Origin of the sequence: Achromobacter pulmonis, from assembly GCF_021733725.1 — a bacterium.
Lineage (GTDB): Bacteria > Pseudomonadota > Gammaproteobacteria > Burkholderiales > Burkholderiaceae_B > Achromobacter > Achromobacter pulmonis.
The window spans coordinates 2684889-2709391 of the sequence record NZ_JAIFOT010000001.1 but is presented as its reverse complement, the minus strand read 5'-3'; the positions used below and the strand labels follow the sequence as shown (position 1 = coordinate 2709391).

Annotated in this window: 22 protein-coding genes; 15 read left to right on the top strand and 7 right to left on the bottom strand. The window is 64.9% G+C overall.

What is annotated here, in order from left to right; genetic code table 11:
- Nucleotides 1–29 precede the first annotated feature (29 nt).
- From K2W61_RS12435 to K2W61_RS12390, 10 genes are all read left to right on the top strand, one after another.
- Nucleotides 30–788 (top strand): COG4705 family protein, encoded by a 759-nt coding sequence (locus K2W61_RS12435; protein WP_175132259.1) that lies wholly within the window; start codon nucleotides 30–32, stop codon nucleotides 786–788.
- A 43-nt stretch (nucleotides 789–831) separates the two neighbouring features.
- Entirely contained in the window at nucleotides 832–1386 is a 555-nt protein-coding gene (locus tag K2W61_RS12430) for a cytochrome b (protein WP_175132258.1), read from the top strand.
- 28 nt (nucleotides 1387–1414) lie between these two features.
- Entirely contained in the window at nucleotides 1415–2080 is a 666-nt protein-coding gene (locus K2W61_RS12425; RefSeq protein ID WP_236755733.1) for a response regulator, read from the top strand.
- Nucleotides 2056–3414, top strand: a complete 1359-nt coding sequence (locus K2W61_RS12420; RefSeq protein ID WP_175132256.1) for an ATP-binding protein — start codon at nucleotides 2056–2058, stop codon at nucleotides 3412–3414. The genes K2W61_RS12425 and K2W61_RS12420 overlap by 25 nt, the downstream gene beginning before the upstream one ends.
- A gap of 289 nt (nucleotides 3415–3703) precedes the next feature.
- Nucleotides 3704–4636 carry a LysR family transcriptional regulator gene (locus K2W61_RS12415; RefSeq protein ID WP_175132255.1) on the top strand — a complete coding sequence of 311 codons (933 nt, stop codon included), beginning with the start codon at nucleotides 3704–3706 and terminating at the stop codon, nucleotides 4634–4636.
- A gap of 244 nt (nucleotides 4637–4880) precedes the next feature.
- Nucleotides 4881–6893 (top strand): FUSC family protein, encoded by a 2013-nt coding sequence (locus tag K2W61_RS12410; protein WP_236755732.1) that lies wholly within the window; start codon nucleotides 4881–4883, stop codon nucleotides 6891–6893.
- On the top strand, nucleotides 6883–7077 hold the full coding sequence (locus tag K2W61_RS12405; RefSeq protein ID WP_175132254.1) for a DUF1656 domain-containing protein: 195 nt from the start codon (nucleotides 6883–6885) through the stop codon (nucleotides 7075–7077). The genes K2W61_RS12410 and K2W61_RS12405 overlap by 11 nt, the downstream gene beginning before the upstream one ends.
- Nucleotides 7070–7999, top strand: coding sequence for an efflux RND transporter periplasmic adaptor subunit (locus K2W61_RS12400; RefSeq protein WP_175140429.1), 930 nt, complete (start codon nucleotides 7070–7072; stop codon nucleotides 7997–7999). Before K2W61_RS12405 ends, K2W61_RS12400 begins: the two co-directional genes overlap by 8 nt.
- A gap of 10 nt (nucleotides 8000–8009) precedes the next feature.
- Nucleotides 8010–9488 carry an efflux transporter outer membrane subunit gene (locus K2W61_RS12395; RefSeq protein WP_236755731.1) on the top strand — a complete coding sequence of 493 codons (1479 nt, stop codon included), beginning with the start codon at nucleotides 8010–8012 and terminating at the stop codon, nucleotides 9486–9488.
- 52 nt (nucleotides 9489–9540) lie between these two features.
- A complete protein-coding gene (locus K2W61_RS12390) occupies nucleotides 9541–10395 on the top strand; it encodes an IclR family transcriptional regulator (protein ID WP_236755730.1) in 855 nt (284 codons plus the stop codon).
- Nucleotides 10396–10420: 25 nt separating this feature from the next.
- Here the strand turns inward: K2W61_RS12390 and K2W61_RS12385 are convergent, their stop codons facing one another.
- Nucleotides 10421–11644, bottom strand: coding sequence for an aminotransferase-like domain-containing protein (locus K2W61_RS12385; RefSeq protein WP_236755729.1), 1224 nt, complete (start codon nucleotides 11642–11644; stop codon nucleotides 10421–10423).
- 285 nt (nucleotides 11645–11929) lie between these two features.
- On the opposite strand from K2W61_RS12385, the gene K2W61_RS12380 reads away from it, so the two are divergent.
- The 3 genes from K2W61_RS12380 to K2W61_RS12370 are packed head-to-tail and all read left to right on the top strand — an operon-like array spanning nucleotide 11930 to nucleotide 14771.
- Nucleotides 11930–13351, top strand: a complete 1422-nt coding sequence (locus K2W61_RS12380) for an FAD-binding oxidoreductase (RefSeq protein ID WP_236755728.1) — start codon at nucleotides 11930–11932, stop codon at nucleotides 13349–13351.
- Between the two features lie 47 nt (nucleotides 13352–13398).
- Nucleotides 13399–13737, top strand: coding sequence for a hypothetical protein (locus K2W61_RS12375; RefSeq protein ID WP_175132248.1), 339 nt, complete (start codon nucleotides 13399–13401; stop codon nucleotides 13735–13737).
- Entirely contained in the window at nucleotides 13695–14771 is a 1077-nt protein-coding gene (locus K2W61_RS12370; protein ID WP_236755727.1) for a Bug family tripartite tricarboxylate transporter substrate binding protein, read from the top strand. Before K2W61_RS12375 ends, K2W61_RS12370 begins: the two co-directional genes overlap by 43 nt.
- A gap of 221 nt (nucleotides 14772–14992) precedes the next feature.
- Here K2W61_RS12370 and K2W61_RS12365 read toward each other — a convergent pair whose 3' ends face one another.
- The 5 genes from K2W61_RS12365 to K2W61_RS12345 all read right to left on the bottom strand — a co-directional run bounded on the left by K2W61_RS12365 (nucleotide 14993) and on the right by K2W61_RS12345 (nucleotide 20792).
- Nucleotides 14993–16309, bottom strand: coding sequence for an FAD-binding oxidoreductase (locus K2W61_RS12365; protein WP_236755726.1), 1317 nt, complete (start codon nucleotides 16307–16309; stop codon nucleotides 14993–14995).
- The gene (locus K2W61_RS12360; protein WP_175132246.1) at nucleotides 16306–17754 is read right to left on the bottom strand and encodes a sulfatase-like hydrolase/transferase; all 1449 of its coding nucleotides are present in this window, start codon (nucleotides 17752–17754) and stop codon (nucleotides 16306–16308) included. Before K2W61_RS12360 ends, K2W61_RS12365 begins: the two co-directional genes overlap by 4 nt.
- Nucleotides 17755–17793: 39 nt before the next feature.
- Entirely contained in the window at nucleotides 17794–18666 is an 873-nt protein-coding gene (locus tag K2W61_RS12355; RefSeq protein ID WP_236756974.1) for a tripartite tricarboxylate transporter substrate-binding protein, read from the bottom strand.
- 179 nt (nucleotides 18667–18845) lie between these two features.
- Nucleotides 18846–19799 carry a LysR family transcriptional regulator gene (locus K2W61_RS12350; protein ID WP_175132244.1) on the bottom strand — a complete coding sequence of 318 codons (954 nt, stop codon included), beginning with the start codon at nucleotides 19797–19799 and terminating at the stop codon, nucleotides 18846–18848.
- Nucleotides 19800–19817: 18 nt separating this feature from the next.
- Nucleotides 19818–20792, bottom strand: a complete 975-nt coding sequence (locus tag K2W61_RS12345; RefSeq protein ID WP_175132243.1) for a LysR substrate-binding domain-containing protein — start codon at nucleotides 20790–20792, stop codon at nucleotides 19818–19820.
- A 97-nt stretch (nucleotides 20793–20889) separates the two neighbouring features.
- Here K2W61_RS12345 and K2W61_RS12340 point away from each other — a divergent pair, with 97 nt between their 5' ends.
- A complete protein-coding gene (locus tag K2W61_RS12340) occupies nucleotides 20890–22344 on the top strand; it encodes a sulfatase family protein (RefSeq protein WP_236755725.1) in 1455 nt (484 codons plus the stop codon).
- A gap of 57 nt (nucleotides 22345–22401) precedes the next feature.
- Complete coding sequence (locus K2W61_RS12335) at nucleotides 22402–23406, top strand: Bug family tripartite tricarboxylate transporter substrate binding protein (protein WP_236755724.1); 1005 nt, start codon at nucleotides 22402–22404, stop codon at nucleotides 23404–23406.
- A 70-nt stretch (nucleotides 23407–23476) separates the two neighbouring features.
- Here K2W61_RS12335 and K2W61_RS12330 read toward each other — a convergent pair whose 3' ends face one another.
- Nucleotides 23477–24466: a tripartite tricarboxylate transporter substrate binding protein gene (locus K2W61_RS12330; protein ID WP_175132242.1), complete on the bottom strand. Its 990-nt coding sequence runs from the start codon at nucleotides 24464–24466 to the stop codon at nucleotides 23477–23479.
- Between the last annotated feature and the right edge of the window lie 37 nt (nucleotides 24467–24503).

Here is a 24503-nt window from a genome sequence, read left to right as displayed (position 1 = left end):
CGCGGCCAGCCTTAACATGAGGGACTCCCATGAACGCATCGACAGAAAACGCCCTATCCAAGGTACCCGAAGTCACATTGGGGTTCTGGCTCATAAAAATTGCCGCCACCACCCTGGGCGAAACCGGCGGAGACGCGGTCTCCATGTCCCTGAACCTGGGTTACCTGGTCGGGACGGGCATTTTTGCCGTGCTCTTCCTGTTGGCGGTGGCCGCGCAAGTCAAGGCCCGGCGCTTTCATCCCATGCTCTACTGGATTACGATCATCGCCACGACCACCGTCGGCACGACGCTGGCCGACTTCGCCGACCGTTCGTTGGGGATAGGGTATGCGGGCGGGACGAGCCTGTTGCTCGTATTGTTGCTGGCATCGCTCTTCGCTTGGCAGCGCGTGCTCGGATCGGTGTCTGTCAACACGGTCATCTCGCCCCAGGCGGAGGCGTTCTACTGGCTCACGATCATGCTCTCGCAAACCCTGGGCACCGCGCTGGGCGATTGGACTGCCGACACCGCCGGCCTGGGCTATACCGGCGCGGCCCTGGTCTTCGGCGGCTTGCTGGCGCTCGTGGCCATGGGTTATTACTTCACCAGAATCTCACGCACCCTGCTGTTCTGGGCGGCATTCATCCTCACTCGTCCCCTGGGCGCGGTGGTCGGCGACTTTCTCGACAAACCCTTGAGTTCCGGCGGGCTGGCGCTGGATCGCTATTCGGCTTCGGCCGCGCTGTTGGCTTTCATGCTGACCGCCATTCTTCTCTTCAAACAACGGGCAGCCCGCGCTGCGCACTGATGAGCCGCAACACACGCGACGCGGCAACTGCCTGGAGAAAAAGATGAACACGACTGAAACCATCCACTACGACGGGGTCAGCAAGATATTTCACTGGCTCACGGTCATCCTCATTCTTGCCGCCTTTATTCTCGGCCCGGGGGATTTCGGGCGCCTGGTCCGCGCCGGCGCGGATCCGGGCGCAAGGCTGGACATCGTTTGGCACGAAACGCTGGGAGTCAGCATCTTCGTGCTGACCTTTCTGCGCCTGCTCTGGGTCGCCCTGCGGTCGGGAGCGCCGGACCATAAGCTCGAACCCAAGCTGCACTTTGCCTCCAAATTGACGCACGTCGTCTTGTGGACCCTGCTTTTTGCATTGCCTTTGACCGCATTTCTGACCGTGGCCTCGGAAGGCCAGCCCCTGACATTGTTGGGGGGCTTGCGCATCACTGAACTGCCTGGGATTACCTCGTTGCCCATCCTCGGCTTGGCCGATTGGGGCGACGTTCACGCCTTCCTGGGCGATGCCATCATCTGGTTGGCGGGGGGCCATGCAGTGGCCGCCCTCTACCACCACTTCGTGCTCAAGGACAGGGTGCTGCGGTCAATGCTGCCTTGAGCGGCTCACCGAACCGTCTGGAGAATCTATGCGGATCCTGCTCGTCGAAGACGACCTCATGATTGGTGGAGCGATCCAAAGCGCGTTGAAGGACGCCGCTTATGCGGTCGATTGGGTGCAGGATGGGCTATGTGTGCTGACAACGCTGGACTGCCAGCATTACGATCTGCTGCTGCTGGACCTGGGCCTGCCGGGCAAGGATGGGCTGCAGATATTGAGCGATCTTCGCGCCAGGAACAATGACGTACCGCTGATCATCATCACCGCGCGTGACGGTCTTGACGACCGGCTGCGCGGTCTGGACGGCGGGGCCGACGACTATCTGCTTAAACCCTTTGAGATGGCGGAGCTTCAAGCCCGGATGCGCGCGGTGTTACGCCGCAAAGCCGGATCTTCGGCACCGGTAATGAGCAACGGCCTGGTTTCCCTGGATCTGGCCACCAAAGAGGCTTGGGCCAAGGACGGCGCCGCCCAGCAACTCTCCAACCGCGAACTCTCATTGCTGCAAGCCCTGCTGGTCCGGCCAGGAGCCATTCTCTCGCGCAGCGAACTGGAAGATCGCATATACGGCTGGGGCGAAGAAGTCGAAAGCAACGCTGTTGAATACCTGATCCATGCACTTAGGCGCAAGCTCGGTAGCGAAATCATAAAGAATGTCAGGGGGGTTGGATGGATGGTCTCAAAAGGCGCCTGAACGAGTCAGTCCAGCTCAAGCTCTCGTTCACACTGTCGCTATCGATTCTCTTGGCGGCACTGGTGGCGGGCGTCTTCTCGTTCGCCTCGGCTTTGAACGAAGCACATGAACTACAGGATGATCTGTTGCGGCAGATCGCCCACCTCATGGATCGGCAGCATCTCGTTGCCTCCCCCGCCAACGCTGCGCTCGACGAGAGCAATGAAGATGCCCGCGTGACCGTTCAGCGGCTGGGAGATTCCCCACCGTCGACGCCCGTTGCGGCAGGCGCCGGAACACTCCCGATCCCGGCCAACCTGGCGGATGGACTGCACACCCTTGAACTGGACGGAGAGTCCTTCCGTGTGATGATCAAGACATTCGCCTCGGGCGAACGCTTTGCCGTGTCGCAGGAAGCAGATTTCCGCAACGAAATCGCCCGCGATGGCGCGCTGCGCACGGTGATGCCCTTCTTGATCCTGGTACCCGTGCTCCTGCTGATCGTCGGCGATCTGATCCGGAAAATGTTCCGCCCCATCGCAACGCTATCCAAAGAGGTGGATTTGCGGGAAGAACAGGCGTTGCACCCGGTGCAGGACCATCATTTGCCCGTCGAGGTACGCCCCTTCGCCGTGGCCATCAACCGCCTGCTCGCGCGTGTCGACCAGGCGATGACATCACAACGGCGCTTTCTCGCGGACGCCGCTCACGAGCTGCGCTCGCCCTTGACCGCGCTTTCGCTGCAGGCGGAGCGCCTGGCGCAAGCGGAGATGTCCGAGGTCGCGCGCGAACGGCTGGCCGTGCTGCGCCAGGGCATAGAACGCGGCCGAAGTCTGGTCGATCAATTGCTCGCCCTGGCCAAAGCGCAGTCGCGCACGATGCCTGCCCCGGTACCGGTCTCCGCCCAGCATGTATTCAGACGCGTGCTTGAAGACCTCATGCCGCTCGCCGAGGCCAAGCACATCGACATCGGCGTGGAAGGGGCCAAAGATGTCGAAATATGGACCAGCGAGCTGGACCTCACCCTCCTCATCAGAAATCTGGTCGATAACGCGATCCGCTACACCCCGGAGCGAGGACGCGTGGATCTCTCGATTCGCGCATCCGGCGGCTTTGCCGAACTGCGCATCGAGGATAACGGTCCCGGCATTTCCCTGGCCGAACGGGAGCGGGTATTCGACGCCTTTTATCGCACGCTCGGCAACACCCACCAGGGCTCGGGCCTGGGACTATCCATCGTCCAGACAATCGCGAACCGCATTGGCGCGAAGATTCAACTCGATTTCTCTGACAGAGAGAAGCAAAGCGGTCTTAGCGTCGCGATCTTCATCCCCATCGATGCCTCCCGCCGATGACCGCTTCTCATGCATGCCGCAGTGATCTCGCGCGACCGTCCGGTACCGGCAGCCGCCGCATGCCGACGCCGCTGGCCTTCTGGCGGTATTCGTCTTTGTCCAGCGTCTTGGCGCGTTCGGCGGTGCGATGGCGGAAGATTTCGGCGGACAGGAGAGAGCCTCATTTCTTGGGTCCTGGGTGACCGCGCTCCGACCCGCCTGAATGCCGGCGCAGATGGCAAACCGGTCCATGCGCCCAGCGTCATATGGAATATGATTGCACACACGTTAACGCTCACGGGGGACTTTCATGACGCGTCCCGATCTCAACCTGCTGCTGGCGCTGGATGCCTTGCTGGACGAAGGCAGCGTCATCGGCGCTGCGCGTCGCATGCACCTGAGCGCTCCCGCCATGAGCCGCACCCTGAGCCGAATCCGGGAGGCGCTGGGCGATCCGGTGTTCGTCCAGGTCGGCCGCAAGCTCGTGCCCACGCCCAAGGCGCTGGCGCTGCGCGAGACGGTGCGCACGGCGGTCGCGCAGGCCTCGCAGGTTTTTTCTTCCGGCACGCAGATCGACCTGAAATCGCTCGCCAGGCGATTCAATATCCGCGCCACCGATGAGTTCGTCAGCGCCCATCTCGGCCATCTCCTGGATGCCGTGGCCAGGGAGATGCCGCGCGCGACGTTGCGTTTCGCGCCAGAGGAAGACGACGTGGACGAAGAGGCGCTGCGCAACGGCCGCATCGACCTGTTCATCAGCGCGTCGCGCAAGCTGGGGCCGGAAATCCGCGTGCAGTCCCTGTACACCACGACCTTCGTGGGCGTCGCGCGCGCCAATCATCCGATTTTCGACGACGAGATCACGCCCGAGCGCCTCACCCGCTGGGAGCACATCAGCGTGTCGCGGCGCGGCAAGGCCGCCGGGCCGGTCGACGACGCGCTGGAAGCGCAAGGGCTGCGCCGGCATGTTGCCCTGGTGGTGCCCAGCCCGTATACGGCGCTATTCGCGCTGCAGAATTCGGATCTGCTCCTGCCCTTGCCGCGGCATCTGGCCAATAGCGCGCTGGCCGCTGGCCTGCGCATTCGGCTGTTCGACCTGCCGACGCCGCTGGAAACGGTGCTGCTGACGCAGGCCTGGCATCCGCGCCTGGATGCCGACCCGGCCCACCAATGGCTGCGGCACACCATTCACGCGCTCTGCCAGGAGCATCCCGCACAGGCGGCGATGCGAGCCAAGGTGTAAGCGCTGGCACGCCGGCAATCAGTGCGCGTAGCGCAATCGACCGATTGCAATAAATTCACTTTTCGGAACGATTGCGCCTGCCTACAGTGATGCATTCTGGTCACTGCAGAAGGGTTGCATCGTGCATTCGGCGAACCAGCCTGAAGCGGATTCAGGCGTCTCTCCAGCCATTTCCCGGCTTCGGGCGGGGCTCGCGCGCGGGCTGTGCTGCCTCGATCTGACGACACCGCGCGCGACCTATGTGATGCGTTCTATCCTGGCCGCTTGCCTGGCCTTGTCAGTGGCCTATCTGCTGGAATTGCACGCGCCCTATGCGGCGGCCTCCAGCGTGCTGCTCGTCATCAACCCCGTCCAGGGCGCCGTGATCGGCAAAGGGGTCTGGCGGGTTCTGGGCACCCTGGCCGGCATGCTGGCTGCGTTCGTCCTGATGAGCGCCTTCGGGCAGATGCCGTGGCTGTTCCTGCTCGGCTTCGGCCTGTGGCTGGGGCTTTGCGTGGTGGGCATGACCCTGCTGCGCCATTTCCGCGCCTATGGCGCGGCGCTGGCAGGCTACACCGTCGGCCTGGCGGCCTTTGGCGCCATGCAGCATCCGCAGCTCACCTTCGACCAGGTGATGGGGCGCGGCGCGTCCGTGCTGGTTGGCGTGATCTGCCTGGCGGTGGTGTCGGCCTTGTTCAGCCCCCGCAGCGTGCGCAGCCGCCTGGCCACGCAGCTAGACCGGCTGGCCGCCGCCACGGCGGGCGTGCTGGCCACCCATCATCAGGCCATTCACGGCAGCGCCGACCCCGGCGGCGAGCCGCTGGATGCAGACCGGCGCAGTCTCATTGTCGAGGTCTATGGCCTGGATGATCTGCTGGCGCTGGGCAAAGCCGAGTCCGCCGATCTGGCCCATCGCGCCGGCACGGTGCGGCAAACGATGGTGTCGCTGTTTTCCGCCCTGGTGGGCGGCGCGCCGCCCCAGCGCGAACACCGTGCCAGCCTCGATACGCTGAGAACACTGCGGCCGCAATGGGAGCAGGCCTGGCGGGAAGCCGGCCAGGCCCTGGCGCGCGAACCCGGCCCCGGCGGGCGGGCGTGCGCCGTCCGGCTTCTGACCGGCCTGCGTGCCCAGCTGGCGGCCGTGCTCGACGCGGCCTCGCTCGACGATGCCCGCGAACATGCCGCGCTGATGCTCGCGGGCGACCGCTTGACCAGGCAGCTCGACGATTACCTGCAGGCCCTGGCCGGCATCGGGCGCCTGCACCAGCCCAGGCCCGCCCCGGCGCGCGTGTCCGTGCCGTTCCACCGCGACCCGGCGGCGGCCATCCAGAACGGCGCGCGCGCCCTGCTGACCGTGTTGATGGGCGGCGCCTTCTGGATCGCCACCGGCTGGACAAACGGCAACATGATGCTGGCCGGATTGGCGGCGGCATGCGCGCTGCTGTCCACCGCCCCTGACCCGCGCCTGGGCGCCGTCGCCTTCATCAAGGGCACGGTGGCCGCCGTGGCCATGGCCTTTCTGTGCACGTTCATCGTGCTGCCGCACGTCGCGGGACTGCCGCTGTTGCTGGCGGTCCTGATCCTGTTCTGGCTGCCCGGCGTGTACGCCACCACGATGCCGCGCCATGCCTTGGCGGGCGTCGCCTATCTGGTGGCCTTCACCACACTGGCGGCGGCGGACAATCCGATGCGCTACGACTTCGCGCTATTCCTCAATAGCGCCGCGGCCTGGGTCCTGGCGACGTGTTTCACGCTGCTGGGTTTCAGGATCGTGCTGCCGCGCAACCTGGCGCGCGACGTCACGCGCCTGCGCCAGCGCATCAGGGACGAGGCGCTGGCCACCTTACGTGGCGCGCCCGCCGATGCGCGGGCCTGGCAGTGGCGCCAGCAGCACCGCATCACGCAGCTGGGGGCCTTGCTCAGGACGCAGCCGCAGGCGATGGATCGCGCCATCGCCCAGGCCCTGGCCAGCCTGCATCTGGGCCAGGAAGTCCTGGGCCTGCGGCGCTGGCTGCGCCAGGCGCCCAAGAACGCCGAGTGTCCGCGTGTGGTGGACACCGCGCTGCGCCGCATGCGCCTGCGGGCGGGCGATCCCGCGCGGGCCGCGCGCCATGCCCGCCGCGCGGCCAAATCCCTGGCGCGCTCGCCGGCGCAGTCGCACGCGACGACAAACGAAGTGCGGCGGCTGACGGTCGTGCTGCTGGATATTGCCGCGCTGCTGGAGCGCCACGCGGACGCCGTTTCATCTCCCTCTGGAAGCCATGCCCATGCTCAGTGAATTCCCGGTGGCCGGCATCTACCTGCCGCCCTTCTTCGTCTACGCCTGCGTCGCCCTGCCGATCTACCTGGGCATCCGCTTCGTGCTCGCGCGCACGGGCGTGCTGCGCTGGGTCTGGCATCCGGGCCTGTTCGAATTCGCCCTTTCCCTTTGCCTCGTTTCCTTGTTGGTTCTCTATGTCTGAACGCTCATTCCCCGCCAGCCAACTTCTGCGGGCGGTACTCACGCTGGCAGCGGTCATCGCCGCCGGCTTCCTGGTCAGCGCGCTGTGGCGCGCCTACGTCGTCGCGCCCTGGACACGCGATGGCCGCGTCAGCGCGCAGATCGTGCGCATCGCCCCGCAGGTGTCCGGCGCCGTCGCCGACGTCTCGGTATCGGACGATCAATACGTCAAACAGGGCGATGTGCTCTATCGGGTCGACAGCGCCAGCTTCACGCTGGCACTGGCCCAGGCCGAAGCGCAGTTGGCGGCGGCCGAACTTTCCTGGCGCCAGAAAACCGACGATGCGCGCCGCCGTCAGGGCATGGAACACCTGGTACCCGCCGAGGAAATCCAGCGCGCGAAACAGGCGGCCGCCATCGCCCAGGCCGAGCTGCGCAGTGCGCAGGTCGCCGTGGACAGGGCAAAGCTGGACCTGGCGCGAACCGTGCTGCGTGCGCCAGCGGATGGCTACGTCACGCACCTGCGCTTGAACAAAGGCGACTACGCCGTGGCCGGCCAGCCCAATATCGCCTTGATCGACGCCCACAGCTTCTGGATCACCGGCTATTTCGAGGAAACCAAACTGCGCGGCATCCAGCCCGGCGCCGCCGCGCGGATTCGCCTGATGGGGTTCGACCAGGTGTTGCCGGGACGCGTGGCGAGCATCGGGCGCGGCATCACCGACGCCAACCAACAGGCCGATGCGCGCGGGCTGCCGAGCGTGGAACCCACTTTCAGCTGGGTCCGGCTGGCGCAGCGCATTCCCGTGCGCGTCGAGTTCGAACACCTCCCGCATGAGATCGTGCTGGCGGCCGGCATGACCGGCAGCATCGAAGTGGCGCCACCGGGAAGCGCCGGGATGCCCCAGGGCCGGCTGATCTCCCTGCTGCATCGCTGGATGTGAGGGGCAGGCCATGCATGCATCATTTCTCCGCGCGTGGCGGTGCCCTCGGCCCGCACTGTGGCTGGCTTCGCTGCTGGCGGGCCTGTCCGGTTGCGCCACCGTGGGCCCTGACTATCGCGCGCCCACGCAGGACGTGCCCGCGAACTGGACCGAGGCCGGGACGGCCATGCCTGCCGACGGCCACGACGGCCTGCGCGCCTGGTGGCGCGCCTTCCAGGATCCCCTGCTGGACAAGCTGGTCGGCCAGACCCTGGCCCACAACCAGGACCTGGACATCGCCTTGGCGCGCCTGCGTCAGGCACGCGCCGAGCGCGTGCAGATCGCCGCGGCGGCCATGCCCGAGGTGTCCGCCGGCGCCGCCGGCCAGGCCGTGCGCGACAGCAAAGCGCTCGCCTCGCAGCCCGGCGGACAGGCGCGGACCTGGCATCTGGGCGTCGATGCCAGCTGGGAACTGGACCTTTTCGGCGGCACGCGCCGCGCGGTCGAGGCCGCCGACGCCGGCATCCAGGCTTTGGCCGAGGACCATCGCGCGCTGCAAGTGAGCCTGGTGGCCGAAATGGTGTCCGATTACGCCGGGTTGCGCGCCGCGCAAGTGCGCCTGACCATCGCGCGCGACAATATCCGCACCCTCGTAAACGCCGAGAAGCTGGCCGAACAGGCATACCGCGCCGGTCTGGGCGCGCTGGCCGACGTCACCCAGGCGCGCGCCGAGCGCGAAGCGGCCGAGGCGCAGCCGCCATTGCTGCAAGCGGATATCGCCCGTTTCAGCCATGCCATCGGCGTGCTGGCGGGCGGGTTTCCCGGCGACTGGCACGCCGCCCTGGCCACTGCCGCGCCGGCCTTGCCGGTGCCGGCGGACCTGCCGCTGTCGCTGCCCTCGGAGGTCATCCGCCAGCGTCCCGATGTGCGCGCGGACGAACGCCGCCTGGCCGCCGCCACCGCGCAAATCGGTGTCGCGCAGGCCGGGCGGTTCCCAACCTTCCGCATCCCGCTGGGCATCGGCTCCACGGCCAGCGTCATCCATGACCTGTTCTCGGGCGCCAGCCTGGCATGGTCGGCCGCGATACAGGGCAGTCAGTCCCTCTACGATGCAGGACGCGCACAGGCAGGGGTTACGGCGGCGCAGGCCAACGCCGACGCCGTGCGGCGCGTCTACGAACGGGATGTGAGGTCCGCGCTGCGCGACGTGGAAGACGCCTTGACGGCCTGGAACAGCGAACGCCAGCGGCAATCCGCGTTGCGCCAGGCCGCATCCGACAGCGAACAGGCCCGGCAGCAGGCAACGCAACGCTATGCGCGCGGGCTGAGCGCCTACCTGCCGGTGCTCGTGGCGCAGCGCAGCGTGAACCAGGCGCGCGACGCGCTGGCCCTTAGCCAACTGGCGCAGCTGCGTGGCGCGGTTGCCTTGTACAAGGCGCTGGGCGCGGGTTGGACGGACCCGGCGTCGGCCTCCCCGGGCGATCAACGCTTGCCGGTCTCGCGGCCGTGACAGTCACTATAATCCCTCCCCTACCGTTGTTTAACCGGAGCGAAAGCCCGCGATGGACGCCCATCCCAAGCAAAAAGCCGCGCGGCGTCTTTCGCCGATAATCGAAGAGGCCAGTTCGGGGGGCGAAGACCGCCAGTTCTCCATGAACCTCGCGCGCGGGCTCGAAGTCTTGCGCGCCTTCACTGCCGCGGATCCCGTGCTCACCAATCGCACGATTTCGGATCGCACGGGCTTGCCCAAGGCGACGGTCTCGCGCCTGACCTACACGCTCGCCGCCTTCGGCTATCTGCGCCAGGACGAGGCGGGGGCATACCGCCTGGGCACCGCCGTGCTCACCTTGGCGCACCCCGTACTGGGCGGACTCGCGCTACGGCAGATCGCCAGACCGGTCTTGCAGCAACTTGCCACGGAAACCGGTTGCACGGTCAACCTCGCGGCCCAGGAACGGGTCCAAGCCATCTATATCGACTCGGTTCGTTCCGATCTGGCCAATCCGTACCTGCCCGACGTGGGCAGCGTCAGCCCGTTGCTGCACAGCGCCATCGGCCGGGCGCTTGTCCTGGCGCATCCAGCCAAACAGCGCGAACAACTGCTCAACCGCATCAAGGTTTCCGATCCCGCCAGTTACGCCGCGGGCCTCGAATACCTCGAAGCCGATGAACAGCTTTTTCGCGCCGCGGGGCATTGCCGCGCGCGCGGCCCATGGCTGGCGGATATCGACGCCATTGCAACGTATATCCCCCTGCCCAGCTCGGCCGAGCCCGCGGCCATCAACTGCACGATCTCGAACAAGGCCAACCTGAAGGTCGACCTTGCCGAACTGGCGCCACAACTGAACGCCGCCGCCAGGAAAATCGCGCTGCAGTACTCGGCGGCGCCTGACGCGCCATCGCGCCGCAGCGGATAATGCCGGCATCGGGCGATCGGCCGAATCAATCGGCGACCTGACCGGCCTGGTATCGGTCGAGCGCCTGCGCCAGCCGGCGCACGCCTGCTTCGATGCGATCCGGCGAGCACATCGAGAAGCACAGCCGCGCCGTGCTGCCGTCCGCGTCATCGGCATAGAACGCATCCCCCGGCACGAACACCACTCCTTGAGCGATGCATGCTTTCAGCAACGCCTGAGTATTCACCCGCGCCGGAAAGCGTCCCCAGATGAACATGCCTCCCCGTGGCGCGTCGAATTCGAATCGGTCGCCAAGCAGGGAGGACAAGCAGGACTGCATCGCCAGGGCGCGTTCCGCATAGACTTCGCACGCGCGCGGCAGATGCGCCTCCAGCCGTCCCGCCTCGAGGTAGACCGCGGCCGCCGCCTGCGTCCAGGTGCTGGAGCATAGATCCACCGATTGCTTGGCGATGGCGCATCGCCGCACCAGCGCAGCCGCCCCGATCATCCAGCCGATTCGCATCCCGGGAGCCATGACTTTGGACAGGCTCGACAGATACACGACCAGACCGGAGGTCGACGCGTCTTGCTGCGCAAGGCGATGGAGGCTCGGCAAATCCAGGGGTTCGAAGCTGAGCGCGCTGTAGGGATCATCCTCGATGATCAGCAGATCGAATTCGCTCGCCAGCGCCAGCAGGCCGCGGCGGTTCTGCGCGGAAAACGTCCGCCCGGTGGGGTTGCCGAACGTAGGCACGCAATAAAGCGCCTTGGGTCTGCCGCTCGCGCTGGACTCCTCCAGGATGCTTCTGAGGTGCGCCAGACAGATGCCGTCGGGTCCGCTATCCACGCCAACCAGCCGCGCGCCGGCGGACTTGAATGTCTGGATGGCCGTCGGATACGTCGGCCGCTCGACGATGATCCTGTCGCCCGGATTGACCAGTACCCGCGCCAACAGGTCCAGCGCCTGTTGCGAGCCCGCCGTCAGCAACAGCGAGGCCTCGTCGACTGGCGCGCCCCGCCTGCCCATGTAGCCGATGATGGCCTGCCTTAGACGCGGCAAGCCGTCGGTGGCCGAGTACTGCGCCCAGCCGTCGGCCGACGCGCACATCGCCTCGGCCATGGCCTCACGAAGCCCCGCCACGTCAAACACGTCGACGGCCGGGTTGCCTCCGGCAAATCCGATGATCGACGGATCCTTGAGATAGGGAAACAGCGCTCGAATCGGCGATTCGAGCGGCTTCACGAAATAATCAGCGAATTTTTGATCCATTGTCCCATCCACGCATCGTATGTTCTTGTTTCTATGCGACCGAAGCGGCTTCTCCCCAACGGCGGCAAGGGCCGCGCATCGGCCAATACCCAGACAGTAGATCAAGGCTCCCTGACCATGAGGAGCCGTTTCGCACTGCAAAACAGACGCCCCGGCGCCTGACCGACGCCGTGGCGCCACGGTGAACCGCACAGCGAAACAGCCCTTTCCAAGACAAGGATCCTCGGCCAGACTCGCCAGCAAAATGGCGCTATGGCGCCGAAAGAATATCGGGGGAGCCATCGAATGCATGACGAACTGTTGGGCGCGTTGCGCCGGATCGTCGGCCCGGCCAACGTGCTGGCCGGCGACGACAAGGCAAGTTATGAAACGGACTGGCGCGGCCAGGTCCACGGATCGGCGCTCGCCGTCGTGCGACCCGGATCGGTCGAGCAAACCCGCGCGGTCGTACAACAGTGCGCCGACCGGCATGTTGCCATCGTGCCTCAAGGCGGCAACACGGGGCTGGCGGCCGGCGCGACCCCTGACGCATCGGGTTCCCAGGTCATCCTGAGCCTGCGCAGGCTGACCGCGATCCGCAAGGTCGACCGCGCCAACATGACCGTCACGGTGGAAGCCGGCTGCACCTTGCAAGGCCTGCGTGAATCGCTGATGGCACAAGGCCTGCTCTTTCCGCTCAGCCTGGGTTCGGAAGGCACGTGCACGATCGGCGGCAACCTCGCCACCAATGCCGGCGGCGCGCAGGCCCTGCGCTTTGGCAACGCACGCGACCTCTGCCTGGGTCTGGAGTTCCTGACCGCCGACGGAGAACTCGTGTCGGAGCTGGGCGGCCTGCGCAAGAACAACACCGGCTTCGATCTCAAGGGCCTGATCATCGGCAGCGAAGGTAGCCTGGGCATCATCACGGCGGCAACGCTCAAGATCGAACACGCGCCGGCGTCATCGGTGTGCGCCTGGATGGGCTTGCGGAACGTGGACAGCGCGGTCGCGCTCCTGCGCCGCTGCCAGGCCTCGCTGGGAACCGAGCTCACCAGCTTCGAGATCATGAATCGCGCCAGCCTGGAATTGGCGGCGGACGCATTTCCCGGCATGCCAATACCCTTTCTCGACAACAAGGATGTCGAACAGTTTGCCCTGATGCAGCTAGACAGTCAGGCGCCGCACGAGACGCTGCAGGCACGCATCGAGCAGACGCTGGGCGCCGCGATGGACGACGCCGAACTGATCGATGCCTCGATCTCCGACAGCATGCAGCGCGCCAAGAGCTTCTGGCTGATCCGGGAGAACATCGTCCTGGCCCAGGCCAGCAAGCCGCACGTCGTCAATGTCGATATTTCCGTGCCGATTTCGGCGGTCAATCGATTCCTGGTTCTGTCGGCGCGGAAAATCGAAGAACGCCATGGCGCGCTGCCAATCGTCTGCTTCGGCCACTTGGGCGACGGGAACCTGCATTTCAGCGTTCATACGTCCCGTCTGCACGAAGCGGCAGTCACGCCAAACATCGAGGACGATCTGCGCGACGAGCTGTATCGCATCGTGCTCGATCTCGAAGGATCGTTTTCCGCCGAGCATGGCATCGGCGCTCGCAAGACGAGCCACCTGCGCAAGTACAAGGCGGGCGCCCGCCTGCGCATGATGCAGCGCATCAAGCAGGCGCTCGATCCCAGGAACCTGCTGAACCCCGGCAAAGTCGTTCAACCAGACTAACGCGAGCGACGAGCCGCTCTCAACCCACCCTTCAATTGGAGCAAAACATGATCATCCGATCCTGGCGCGCGATCGCCACATCCCAAGCCGTCATCGACGAGTACATTGCGCATCTGCAGGCAACCACGTTCCGGGAAATGGCCGCGCTGGACGGGAACCTGGGCGCATCCCTGTCCAAGAAGCCGGTCGGCGACAAATTCGAACTGCTATATCTGAGCTACTGGCGCGACATGGACGCCGTAAAGCTGTTCGCCAAGGGCGCGCCCCTGGAAGATGCGATCGTCAAGGAAAGCACGCAAAAGCGCCTGGAATCCTATGACCCCAAAGTCGAATACTTTGAAGTGTGCGCAAGCAGCGCAACGCTGCCCGGACAACTGAACAACTAGAACGGCGCATCAGCCACAGCACGGCCGGGCGGACAATCGCCACGGCACCGGAGGAGACCATGAAAAAAATCATACTGGCCGCAGTCGCGGCGAGCGCATTGGCGACGACGGGCGTCGCCTCGGCGGCGGACGCCGCGTATCCCACCAAACCCATCACGCTGGTCGTCGCGTTCTCGCCGGGCGGGGTCGTGGATTCCATCGCCCGCATCATCGGCGAGCGCCTGTCAGCCAAATACGGGCAGCCGGTGGTCGTGGAGAACCGCGCGGGCGCCGGCGGCGCCATTGGCACCGGACACGTCGCCAGCGCGCCCGCGGACGGCTATACCTTGCTGGCGGTCAGCACCTACTTCACGGTACTGCCCAGCATCAGCAAGACCATCCCGTGGTCTCCGACCAAGGACTTTGTCGCGGTCGCCAACGTCGGGATGATTCCCAACGTCATCGTGGTCAACCCCAGCAATCCGGCCTCGTCGCTGCGGGACCTGCTCAATCGCGCCAAGTCCGGCCCGCCCCTGACCTACTCGTCGCCTGGCGTCGGCACCTCCAATCACCTCACCGGCGAATTGCTGTCCCAGCGCACCCACACCGAGTTGGTCCATGTGCCGTACAAGGGCCAATCGGATGCGCTGTCAGACCTGATGGCCGGCCGCGTCGACATGATGGCGCTCACTTCCGCATTGGCCGGGCAATACGTCAAAGCGGGCAAACTGAAAGCGCTGGCCGCGGCGACCAACGTGCGCAGCTCGGCGCTGCCGTCCGTGCCGACCGTCGAGGAGGCGCTGAACATCAAGGACTTCGATGTCAGGTCCTGGTTCGGTTTCGCCGCGCCGGCCAAGACGCCAGCGCCCATCGTGCATCAGCTCGCCAAGGATATCGAGCAGATTCTCAACGAGAAAGGCGTCGCGGATAAGCTGGCGAATCTGGGCCTGCAGAAAGACTATATGGGGCCCGAGGCCTATCAGACCTACATCGCGGCGGAACAGGCCCGCTGGAAGAAAGTCGTCGATGACGCTGGCATCGGGGATAAAAACTAGGGCTGGGCCCCCTACCTGCGGCGAGGCAAAGCGCATCCTGCCAATGCCGTGGCGTGTCACGGCTTACTTGGGAGGTGCGCATGCCGGCGGTTGGCGTTCGAGGCCCACCGCCGGGGGGCTGGCGCCCGTTCGGCGCGGCCGTGACCAGTCACCCGCGCTACGAACCTCCGGATGGGGCAGAGCCACTTGCACCCGGAACACTTTCCGTCGGAAACCGACCGTCAATCGACAATGCGGCCCGGGTTCAACGTATTGTTGGGGTCTAGCGCACGCTTCAGGCGCTTCAACAACGCGATCTCGCCGTTGCTGCGGGTATAGCCCAGAAACGGCTTTTTCAGAAAGCCTATGCCGTGTTCAGCGCTGACAGTCCCTTGCCGGCCTCGCAGCGCGCTGTACACCACCTCCTCCACGTCCAGCCATTCGCTTGGGTCATGCGGTCCCGTCAGGATGTGAACGTTGTTGTCGCCCAAATGGCCCAGGAACAAGTGCGCCGCATCCGGGTATTTCAGTCTCAGCGCGGCCTCGACCTCGCTCACGAAGCCCGACATTTCGGTCCAGGGCAGGCCACAGTCGAAATTCACTGTGGGCTTGAGCGCCGTCAACAGTTCGGGAATGCATTCCCGCAGCCGCCAGAATTTCTGCGCATCGGACAGGCTGGACGCCACCGCGCAATCGCTGATCGTACCGGCCTCCCACGCCTGTTCCAACGCGCCTTCCAGCGCCAGTTGCGGGTCCACGCCAGCCAACCCGCTGGCCTGAATCAGCACGCTCCATGGCGCGCCGCCAGGCAATGGCAGGGACACGTCCGTCAGCGCTGCGGCGCGTTGTAGAAACGGCGCCGACATGAATTCATAGGCGGTCAGTTGCGGACCCAAGGTCTTTTTCAAATGGCGCAACAACAAGGCCATGGACGCCGTGTCCGGCACCTGCACCAACGCCGTCGCCGGCGCACCCGGATCGGGCTGCAAGCGCAGGATCAGCCGGGTGATCACGCCCAGCGTCCCTTCGGAGCCGATGAACAGGTAACGCAAGTCCAGACCCGAACTGTTTTTGACCAGGCGCGTCAACGACGTCACGACCGACCCATCAGGCAAGACCGCTTCCAGCCCCAACACCGAATCGCGCATCGTGCCGTAGCGCACAACCTGCGTGCCGCCCGCGTTGGTAGCGGCGTTGCCGCCGACCTGGCACGTGCCGCGCGCGCCCAGGTCCACCGGAAAGAACCAACCTGCTGCGGCGGCGGCTTCCTGCACCTGTTGCAGCGTGGCGCCCGCCTGCACCTGCATGATCCCTTCCACCTCGTCGATGGATTCAATGCGATTCATGCGCTCCATGTTGATGACCACATCGCCATCGCCCGGCACCGCGCCGCCAGCCAGCCCCGTCATCCCGCCCTGGATCGTGATCTTGCGCCCCCGCAGATCGGCATCGCGAACAAGCGCCGCCACGTCGTCCGTGGTCATGGGCCGGTGCACCTCGCTAGGCACACCCCGCGTCAGGCCGCTCCAGTCTTTGAGATACCGGGCATCCACGTTCATGCTGCTTGCTCCACCCTGGGCGCCGGCGTTGCCCCGCTGGCGCCCATCGTCGAGGCGGCTTCGGGGCCGCCCAAGCGTTCGATCATCGCGGCCTGGTCGGCCTTGGCCTGCCTGTCCACGTCTTCCGGATTGCAGATTGCGTACAGCGCCGTCTTCATCTCGGACAGTACGGCCGCATAAGCCGGGTCGCCCGCCAGATCGTGCAGTTCGCCGGGATCTGAATCCAGGTTGAAAAGCTCCGGCTGGAAGCGCACATAGTGGTGATACTTCCAAGGCCCCTTGCGCAGCATGAAGCCCGCCGTGTTGCTGCCGGCGGCATGGTATTCGCTGAGAATCGCGCGGCTGGCGTCGGCCGGCTGCCGCGCGATGTCGAACAAGGACTTTCCTGGCCGGGCGCCCTGATACGGCGCCGGATCCACGCCCACGGCTTGCAACAGCGTCGGGTAAAGATCCAGCAAATCCACCGGCGTCTCGCAGACGGTGGGCGCCACGTCCGGGCCCGCCAATATCATGGGGATGCCCACGCTTTCCTGATACAGCGTGGACTTTCCCCACAAACCGCGGGCCCCGACGTTGTCGCCGTGGTCCGATGTGTAGACCACGTGGGTCGAGTCGGCCAGGCCCAGCGTGGCAAGCGCGTCCACGATACGGCCCACGTTGCTGTCAAGGAAGCTGCAAAGTCCGTAATACGCCAGGAAGGCGTTGACCCGCTCCTCTTCATCCTGGAACGTTTCCTCGCTGCGCTCGAATTCCGCATAGGCCTGCACCCAGGGGTGTCGTTCGTAGCCGTTTTTCGGATGCAGTTTGGCCTCGGGAATCTGGCGCGCCTCGTACAAACTGAAGAATTCCTGCGGCGCAATCAGCGGAAAATGGGGCGCCACCAGGCCCACGTACAGCACAAAGGGATGCCCCCGGTCCGCCGCCGCGCGCAGCCAGTCCAGCGCGCGCCCCGTGACCGATCGGTCATAGGAGGTATAGGCAGATTCCCCCATGCCGATGCGGTCGCCTAGCATGCGCTTGCGGCCGGCCACGGGCAGATACGGATCGCGGATCGACGCCCACACCATTCCGTGCCCGCCCACCACATGCATGGGGATATGTTCCGCGTCGAAGCCGACTGGGTCCTCTTCATTGCGGTAGTGCAGTTTGCCTATGCTCTCCACGTTGATGCCGCGCTGTTGCAGCACATGGCCCCAGCCTTGGGGATCGCCCACGTACGGCATGGCGTTGTCCCAATGCCGGGTCTGGTGCACCCGATGGCCTGTGGCAAACGCCGCCCGGGCCGGCACGCAGATCGGACTGGGGGTGTATGCGTTGGGAAACCGTGCGCCGCGCGCAGCCAGTGCATCCAAATGGGGGGTCTTGATGAACGGATGCCCGGAACAGCCCATGAATTGGGGATTGTGCTCATCGGACATGATGACGACGATGTTCTTGCCTTTCATTGTGCTTCCTGCAAATAGGATAGCCGCGCTCACGCGGCGTCAGGCCTCGGGGCGATAGCCGCTGTCCCTGACGACCTGATCCCAGAACGCGTCTTCGCGTACCAGCTGCTGCTTCAAGGCCGCGGGCGCGGTGACTTTGGGTTGAAAGAATTGCTGCCGCATGACCCGTTCGAAAGCCGGGGAGCGCACGGTGTCGGCCACGGCACGGGTCAATGCCTGCATCCGCTCGGCGGGCAAGCCCTTGTTGCCCAGCAGCGTGAAGTATTCGGCCATCGTCAGCGACGGATATCCAGCGGACGCGAACGTGGGCACGTCGGGCAGCGCAGCCGACGGCGCCGATCCCGTCGTGGCCAGGATCCGGATCTTGCCGGATTTGTGCATGGGAATCAGGTTGGGCAGCGTTGTGATCAACGCAGGCAATGTCCCGCCCACGGTGTCGGCCAGCGCCGGCGATCCGCCCTTGTAGGGAATGGGCGTCAAGGGCACTTTGCTGGCGTTCGCCAGCATGATGCCCAGGAAATGCATGACGGTGCCGGCGCCGGGAGTGCCGTACACGGCCATGCGCATGTCCTTTTTCGCCAGTTGCAGAAATTCAGCCAGTGTTCTGGCAGGGCTGTTGGCGCCCACCGCGAACGCGAAATCGAATTGACTGGCCGTTCCCAGGGGGGTGAAATCCGCCGTGGTGTAGCGCAAGTCCTTGTACAAATGGGGATATAGCGTCAGGTTCGTGGAGGGCGTGAACAGCACGGAATTGCCATCTGCGCCCGACGCCAACAGCGCATCGACCGCAATGCGGCCACCCGCTCCCGCCTTGTTTTCGACGATGGTGGTGTAGCCCGATGCTCGCATGCCTTCGGCCAGCGCACGCGCCACCAGGTCGGCCGCGCCTCCCGGGGCGAAACCGACCAACATACGCAAAGGGGGATTGGCTCGCGCCTGCCTGAACGGCACCGCGCTACAGCACGCGGCGGCGCCCAGGGCGCCTAGAAATTGTCTGCGTCCGACTTGCATGCTTGTCTCCGTATCGGCGCTTTCTGTGCGCCATTTTTGGGGTAGCGTACGGTCGCAGCGGCCCTGAAGACAAATATTATTTATCTGCGTTTTGTATAAGTTTTTTCATATACCAGCGTGCCGCGCAGCACCTTGTGTTCCACCAAGCTGCGCAACACAGCCTGTAGCGCCAGCTCCACGGCCAGCACCGCGCTGCCGGGCGCGTTATCCGCCACGCGCACGATGGCCTGCATCCGTTTGATCGGCGGCCGCAGCAGGCGCCGTGCTCCCACGGTGTGGGTGCCCAGCCCCAGTTCCCGGCCTGCGCTGTCGGGCAGGATCGCGAACGCCACGCCCTCACGCACCAAGGCAAAATTCAACTCGGGATCGTTGATTTCATATTTCACGTTCAACGGGCAGTCCAGATCCACCGCCGTGCGCTCAACCAGCCGGCGCAGATCGTGATCGCGGTCCGGCGCCACCAGTGGCCGCGACCCGATCTCCGAAAACGCGATGGTCTTGCCGCGCCGGTCGAACATCGATTCCAGACCGAACAGCGAAAATCCTTCCTCGTATACCGGCTTGCAATACAAGCCCGGCAGTTCGAACGCGTTGGGCATCAGCGCCACATCCAGTTGCCGCGTCTCAAGCGCCGCGCGCACCTGGCTGGACAGCGCCGACGACAACAAGAGCCGGATGTCGGGATATTCCCGTTCCACATACCGTATCAAGGGCGCGGCCACCACCTGCGCCAGCGAACGCGCCAGGCATACCCGCACCGGTCCTCGCGGTTTTCCCGTCGAGCCCAGCACATCGGCTCTCAGCGATTCCAACTGGTCCAGGATGGACGCGGCGCGCTGCTGCAGGCGCTTGCCTTCGGCCGTCAGCGTGACGCCCTTGGCGTGCCGCTCGAACAGGGCCACGCCCAACTCGCTTTCCAGCACCGCCACGTGCTGGCTGAGCGCGGGCTGCGCGATACGCAGCGCGCTGGACGCCAGCGACAGACTGCCACTGCGGGCGATTTCAAGAAAATAACGAAGCTGGCGTGGCGTCATGGTTAACGGATCAAGGAGTCATGCATGCGGCGCCGAAGCGCGAGCGCTGCCAGCAACGGCGCGCAGGATTTCCAACAGACGCTGCGCGCGTGGATTCAGGCTGGCATCGCGCCACATCACGATACCTAGCGGCGACGGCGTCCAGGCCAGATCCACCTCCAGCCTGCGCACACTGTTGGACAAGGTACCCGATGCGTACAACGACATCGGCAGGAAGCCCAATAATTCCGAGGTTGAAACGACGGCCGCCAATGCCAGCATGGAATAGGATGCGATGCGCGCCTCGGGCTGCGCCACACCCGCCCGCCGCATGGATTCCGCAATCTGCTTGTAGAAGCTGGTGTCTTCGGCAGGCACGATCCAGGAATGATCGTAAAGCGCTTCCATATTCAGGCGGCTTTTACGTGCCAGCGGGTGCCGCAACGAGGAGATGACAACGCAACTATCCTGGAACAAGGTTTCCCGCAGCATGCCAGAAGGGGGCTCATCGTCGGCCAACCTGCCCACGAACATATCGATGCGCCGGTGATGCAAATGCTCAAGCAGAACTTCGCGCGACCCTTCGACCAGCACGCACGCGGGGTTGGCCGCTTCCGAGGCGTAGCGCCCCAGCGCCACGGCCAATATGCCGCCCGAGGTGACCGACATGCTGCCAATGCGCAGCGGCGGCTTGTCGTTCCGTGACGCGTGCCATAGCGCCTCGGCAGCGACCCCGATGTCCGCCCGCAGGCTTGCCGCCAGTTGCCAGACTGCGTCGCCATAGGCGGTGGGCGTCATACCGCCCGCGCCACGCACAAACATAGGCACGCCCAGTTTGCTTTCCATGTCACGCACATGTTGGCTGAGCGCAGGCTGGCTCACGCCCAAGGCCACTGCGGCGCGCGACAAGGTTCCCGCCGTCTTGATGGCCAGCAACGTCCGGAATTCGGTCATCGTCAAGCGGCCGAGCGCGCGGCGTGCGTCATCCAGCGAATCGTATATGGGCGCATTCATAAGAATTAGCTTATCCCATATAAGCTCGTTCCGCATCGCGCTGCCAAGCCGGGCCTAGACTTTCCCGCGACAACATCGAAAAACACCGGAGACCCGCATGAAACCGCAAAACCTGCTCGTCATCATGTCCGACGAACATAGCCGTAAAGTCCTGGGCTGCTACGGCAACCCCATTGTGCATACGCCCAATCTGGATGCATTGGCGCAGCGAGGCACGCTGTTCACCGACGCCTACACCACCAGTCCCATCTGCGTGCCGGCACGCGCGGCTTTTGCCCTGGGCAAGTACGTGCACCAGATTGGATTCTGGGACAACGCCGACCCGTATGACGGCTCGGTAAAAAGCTGGCATCACCTGCTTCGCGACCGCGGACATCATGTGGCCTCGATCGGCAAGCTGCACTTTCGCAGTTCAGACGAGGACAATGGCTTTTCGGAGGAGCTGCTGCCCATGCATGTCGTCGAGGGCAAGGGAGACCTGATCGGCTTGCTGCGCGATCCCTTGGCCGTGCGTGGGCATGCCAAAAAGCTGGCCGCCACCGCCGGGCCTGGCGAATCCACCTACACAACTTACGACCGCGCCATCGCGGCCAGCGCGCAGGTGTGGCTGCGAGAAGAGGCACACAAATACACGAACAAGCCATGGGTGCTCTTCGTGTCGTTTGTCGCGCCGCATTTTCCGTTGACCGCGCCCCCGGAGCATTACTACCGCTATGCCGATCGCACCTTGCCCATGCCCAAACTGCATCAGCGCCCTGGCGACGACCTGCATCCGTACGTGCGCAACTATGCGTCCTGCCTGGACTACGGCGCCTACTTCGAAGACGACGCGCACGTGCAACGCGCGTTGGCTTCGTATTACGGCTTGTGCACCTTCCTGGACGAACAGATCGGCAACGTGATGTCGGCATTGCACAAAGCAGGGCTTCAGGACAATACGCGTATCGTGTACACCAGCGACCATGGCGACAACCTGGGCGCGCGCGGGTTATGGGGGAAATCGACCCTGTACGAAGAGTCAGCGGGTTGCCCGCTGATTGTCAGCGGCGCGGGGCTGCCGTCAGGCAAGACGGTCCAGACGCCGGTCAGCCACGTCGACATATTCCCCTTTCTATTCGAAGCCGTGGGGGAGGACACGGCCGGCCTGATGGACGACCGCCCTGGCGTTTCGCTGTCGCAACTATGCGAAGGTCAACAGCCAGATCGCGGCGTGCTGATCGAGTATCACGCGACCGGTTCGGTGGCGGGCGCCTTCGCCGTGCGCCTTGGCAGGATGAAATACATACACCATATCGACTTGCCGCCCGAGCTGTACGACCTGCAGGCCGATCCCGAAGAACTGCGTAATGTCGCGGACGATCCCGGCTATGCCAGCGAACGCGCTGCGTGTGATCGGGCGCTGCGCGCTATCTGCATTCCCGAAGCCGTCGACCAACGCGCCAAGACTCGGCAATCCGAGTTGATTGCCAAACATGGCGGCCGTGACGCTATCCTGCAGCGCGGGGACTTCGGGAACACCCCCGCGCCCAACGAGCGCCCCCGTTTCTATTAATCCTCTTCATTACACCTACCAGATCGGCGCTCAATGCCGGCATCGCAGGAGACATCCATGTTCGATTCGTTCGCGCGTCTGGCGCGCAAAGGCCTCGGTGCGAAACTTGCCGTATTAGCCGCTGCCACGGCCATGACGGCAGGCGTGGCGCAGGCGGATACGTATCCCGACAGGCCGATACGCATGGTGGTTTCGTACCCGGCAGGAGGCGGCATCGACGTCATTGCGCGTCTGCTTGCGCAAGCCATGTCCACCGAGCTCAAGCAAAGCGTGGTCGTCGAAAACAAAGGCGGCGCTGCGGGCATGATCGGCACGGAATCCGTTGTGCGCGCCCGCGCGGATGGGTACACCGTGCTGGTTGCGGGCAACCCGGAACTGACGGTCAACCCCGCGCTGTATCGGGATACGCGATACGACGTGTCGCGCGACTTGGTCCCGCTTGTGCTGATAGCGGAATCGCCGAACATCATTGCCGCCCATCCGTCGGTCCAGGGCACGCTGAAAGACGTGGTTGCACAGGCAAAATCAGGTTCGCCCCTGACCGTGGGCACGCCTGGAACGGGATCCACACATCAACTGGCTTTGGAAATCATGAAGGCCCGAACCGGCGCCGATCTGATCCACGTTCCGTACAAGGGCGCGGGGCCGGCCGTGTCCGATGCCTTGGGGGGCCAGGTGCAACTGGTGATCGCGGGGCTGCCGCCGCTGCTGCCGCAGATTCATGCGGGCAAGCTACGGGCGCTGGCCGTGACCCAGCTAACCCGCACGCCGCTGGCGCCCGACATCCCCACGGTCGGCGAACTGCTCGGGCCTGCTGGCAAAGATGTTATTGCCACGACCTGGTACGGCCTGCTGGCGCCAGCAGGCACGCCGACTGAAGCGATCAAGAAGCTGCAGGATGCCGCGTTGGCCGTACTGGCCAAACCCGAGGTCCGCGCAAAGCTCGCCGAGATGGGAACCGATCCGGTGGGCCTGCCGGGTGCTGCGTTCGGCGCACGCATAAAGACAGAACTGGAGCGCAATACGGTTCTCGTGCGGGAGTTCAAAATCAAGGTGAATTAGCCGCGAAACCGGGACATGCACCGCTTGACGCGGACCTCAGGCCGAGGCCCGCTTCCCGCCACCCGACCCGTTACTTATCCAGCCACGGCGCTTCTTTCCAGAGCGCCCGGAATTCCGCTTCGCCGGCCGCCAGTTCCTTGGCGTACTCGGGAGGCGGCAGATAGCGCAGCGGGACAAACATGTCCTTGGCCTTGGCCTGGAATTCCGGATCGTCCACCGTGCGCTTCACCGCGGAGACAAGCTTGGCGCGGATATCTTCGGGCAAGCCCTTGGGCGCGGCCAATCCTCGCAGCGAGGCCAACTCGAAATCGAAGCCCTGTTCCTTGAACGTCGGCACGTCCGGCAGCGCCGCCGACCGGGTCTTGCCCATCTGGCCCAGCATGCGCAACGGGGTTCCGCCCTTCTGGTACTGCAGCGCTTCGCCCACGTTGATGGCGCCGATCGTGATCTCGCCGCTTGCCAGCGCGCCCCGCACTTCTCCCGCGCCCTTGTAGGGAATATGGCTGAGCTTGCCGCCGGAAACCCGCTCGAAGCGCAGCATGGCAAGATGGTCGTCCGAGCCCGTGCCGGTGGTGCCCACCGTCACCTTGCCCGGGTTCTTCTTGGCATAGGCGGAAAGATCGGCCAGGGTCTTGATCGGATTGTCGTTCAGCACCGAAAATGCGCCGGGATCGTCGATCAGGTTGCCCAGCAGATCGAAGCTGCGCCACGTGAAGCTCGTCTTGCGTTCGATGGGAATCGTCAACAAGTTCGGCGTGTTGATAAAGCCGATGGTATAGCCGTCCGGCTGGGCGCGCGCCAATTCCGAGAAACCTATCGCCCCGCCCGCGCCAGGGCGGTTCAGTACGACGATACGGGCGTCGCTGCCCAGGTATTTCTGCAGATAGGGCGCCATCATGCGGGCCACCAGGTCGGTGCCTCCGCCTGGCCCGTACGACACGATCAGGTTGATCGGGTGTTCGGGGTAGCCGGCCGCCTGCGCGCCGCTGGTGAGCAGCGCAGCGGTCGCCAGCAGGGTCGCCACGGCGCGCCGCTTCCAGCGTTTGTCTTGTTTTTGCATGAGTTGTCTCCTTTGTATTTTGGCGGGGGGCTGCCTG

What these genes read in the sequence shown, in the direction of transcription:
- K2W61_RS12355 (WP_236756974.1), bottom strand. Translation starts at nt 18,666, where the DNA reads ATGTTGGTCGGTTTCGCCCCGGGAGGCGCGGCCGACCTGGTGGCGCGT.
- K2W61_RS12390 (WP_236755730.1), top strand. Translation starts at nt 9,541, where the DNA reads ATGGACGCCCATCCCAAGCAAAAAGCCGCGCGGCGTCTTTCGCCGATA.
- K2W61_RS12360 (WP_175132246.1), bottom strand. Translation starts at nt 17,754, where the DNA reads ATGAAAGGCAAGAACATCGTCGTCATCATGTCCGATGAGCACAATCCC.
- K2W61_RS12335 (WP_236755724.1), top strand. Translation starts at nt 22,402, where the DNA reads ATGTTCGATTCGTTCGCGCGTCTGGCGCGCAAAGGCCTCGGTGCGAAA.
- K2W61_RS12420 (WP_175132256.1), top strand. Translation starts at nt 2,056, where the DNA reads ATGGATGGTCTCAAAAGGCGCCTGAACGAGTCAGTCCAGCTCAAGCTC.
- K2W61_RS12340 (WP_236755725.1), top strand. Translation starts at nt 20,890, where the DNA reads ATGAAACCGCAAAACCTGCTCGTCATCATGTCCGACGAACATAGCCGT.
- K2W61_RS12395 (WP_236755731.1), top strand. Translation starts at nt 8,010, where the DNA reads ATGCATGCATCATTTCTCCGCGCGTGGCGGTGCCCTCGGCCCGCACTG.
- K2W61_RS12425 (WP_236755733.1), top strand. Translation starts at nt 1,415, where the DNA reads ATGCGGATCCTGCTCGTCGAAGACGACCTCATGATTGGTGGAGCGATC.
- K2W61_RS12435 (WP_175132259.1), top strand. Translation starts at nt 30, where the DNA reads ATGAACGCATCGACAGAAAACGCCCTATCCAAGGTACCCGAAGTCACA.
- K2W61_RS12380 (WP_236755728.1), top strand. Translation starts at nt 11,930, where the DNA reads ATGCATGACGAACTGTTGGGCGCGTTGCGCCGGATCGTCGGCCCGGCC.
- K2W61_RS12405 (WP_175132254.1), top strand. Translation starts at nt 6,883, where the DNA reads ATGCTCAGTGAATTCCCGGTGGCCGGCATCTACCTGCCGCCCTTCTTC.
- K2W61_RS12375 (WP_175132248.1), top strand. Translation starts at nt 13,399, where the DNA reads ATGATCATCCGATCCTGGCGCGCGATCGCCACATCCCAAGCCGTCATC.
- K2W61_RS12385 (WP_236755729.1), bottom strand. Translation starts at nt 11,644, where the DNA reads ATGGATCAAAAATTCGCTGATTATTTCGTGAAGCCGCTCGAATCGCCG.
- K2W61_RS12400 (WP_175140429.1), top strand. Translation starts at nt 7,070, where the DNA reads ATGTCTGAACGCTCATTCCCCGCCAGCCAACTTCTGCGGGCGGTACTC.
- K2W61_RS12410 (WP_236755732.1), top strand. Translation starts at nt 4,881, where the DNA reads ATGCGTTCTATCCTGGCCGCTTGCCTGGCCTTGTCAGTGGCCTATCTG.
- K2W61_RS12350 (WP_175132244.1), bottom strand. Translation starts at nt 19,799, where the DNA reads ATGACGCCACGCCAGCTTCGTTATTTTCTTGAAATCGCCCGCAGTGGC.
- K2W61_RS12415 (WP_175132255.1), top strand. Translation starts at nt 3,704, where the DNA reads ATGACGCGTCCCGATCTCAACCTGCTGCTGGCGCTGGATGCCTTGCTG.
- K2W61_RS12430 (WP_175132258.1), top strand. Translation starts at nt 832, where the DNA reads ATGAACACGACTGAAACCATCCACTACGACGGGGTCAGCAAGATATTT.
- K2W61_RS12330 (WP_175132242.1), bottom strand. Translation starts at nt 24,466, where the DNA reads ATGCAAAAACAAGACAAACGCTGGAAGCGGCGCGCCGTGGCGACCCTG.
- K2W61_RS12365 (WP_236755726.1), bottom strand. Translation starts at nt 16,309, where the DNA reads ATGAACGTGGATGCCCGGTATCTCAAAGACTGGAGCGGCCTGACGCGG.
- K2W61_RS12345 (WP_175132243.1), bottom strand. Translation starts at nt 20,792, where the DNA reads ATGAATGCGCCCATATACGATTCGCTGGATGACGCACGCCGCGCGCTC.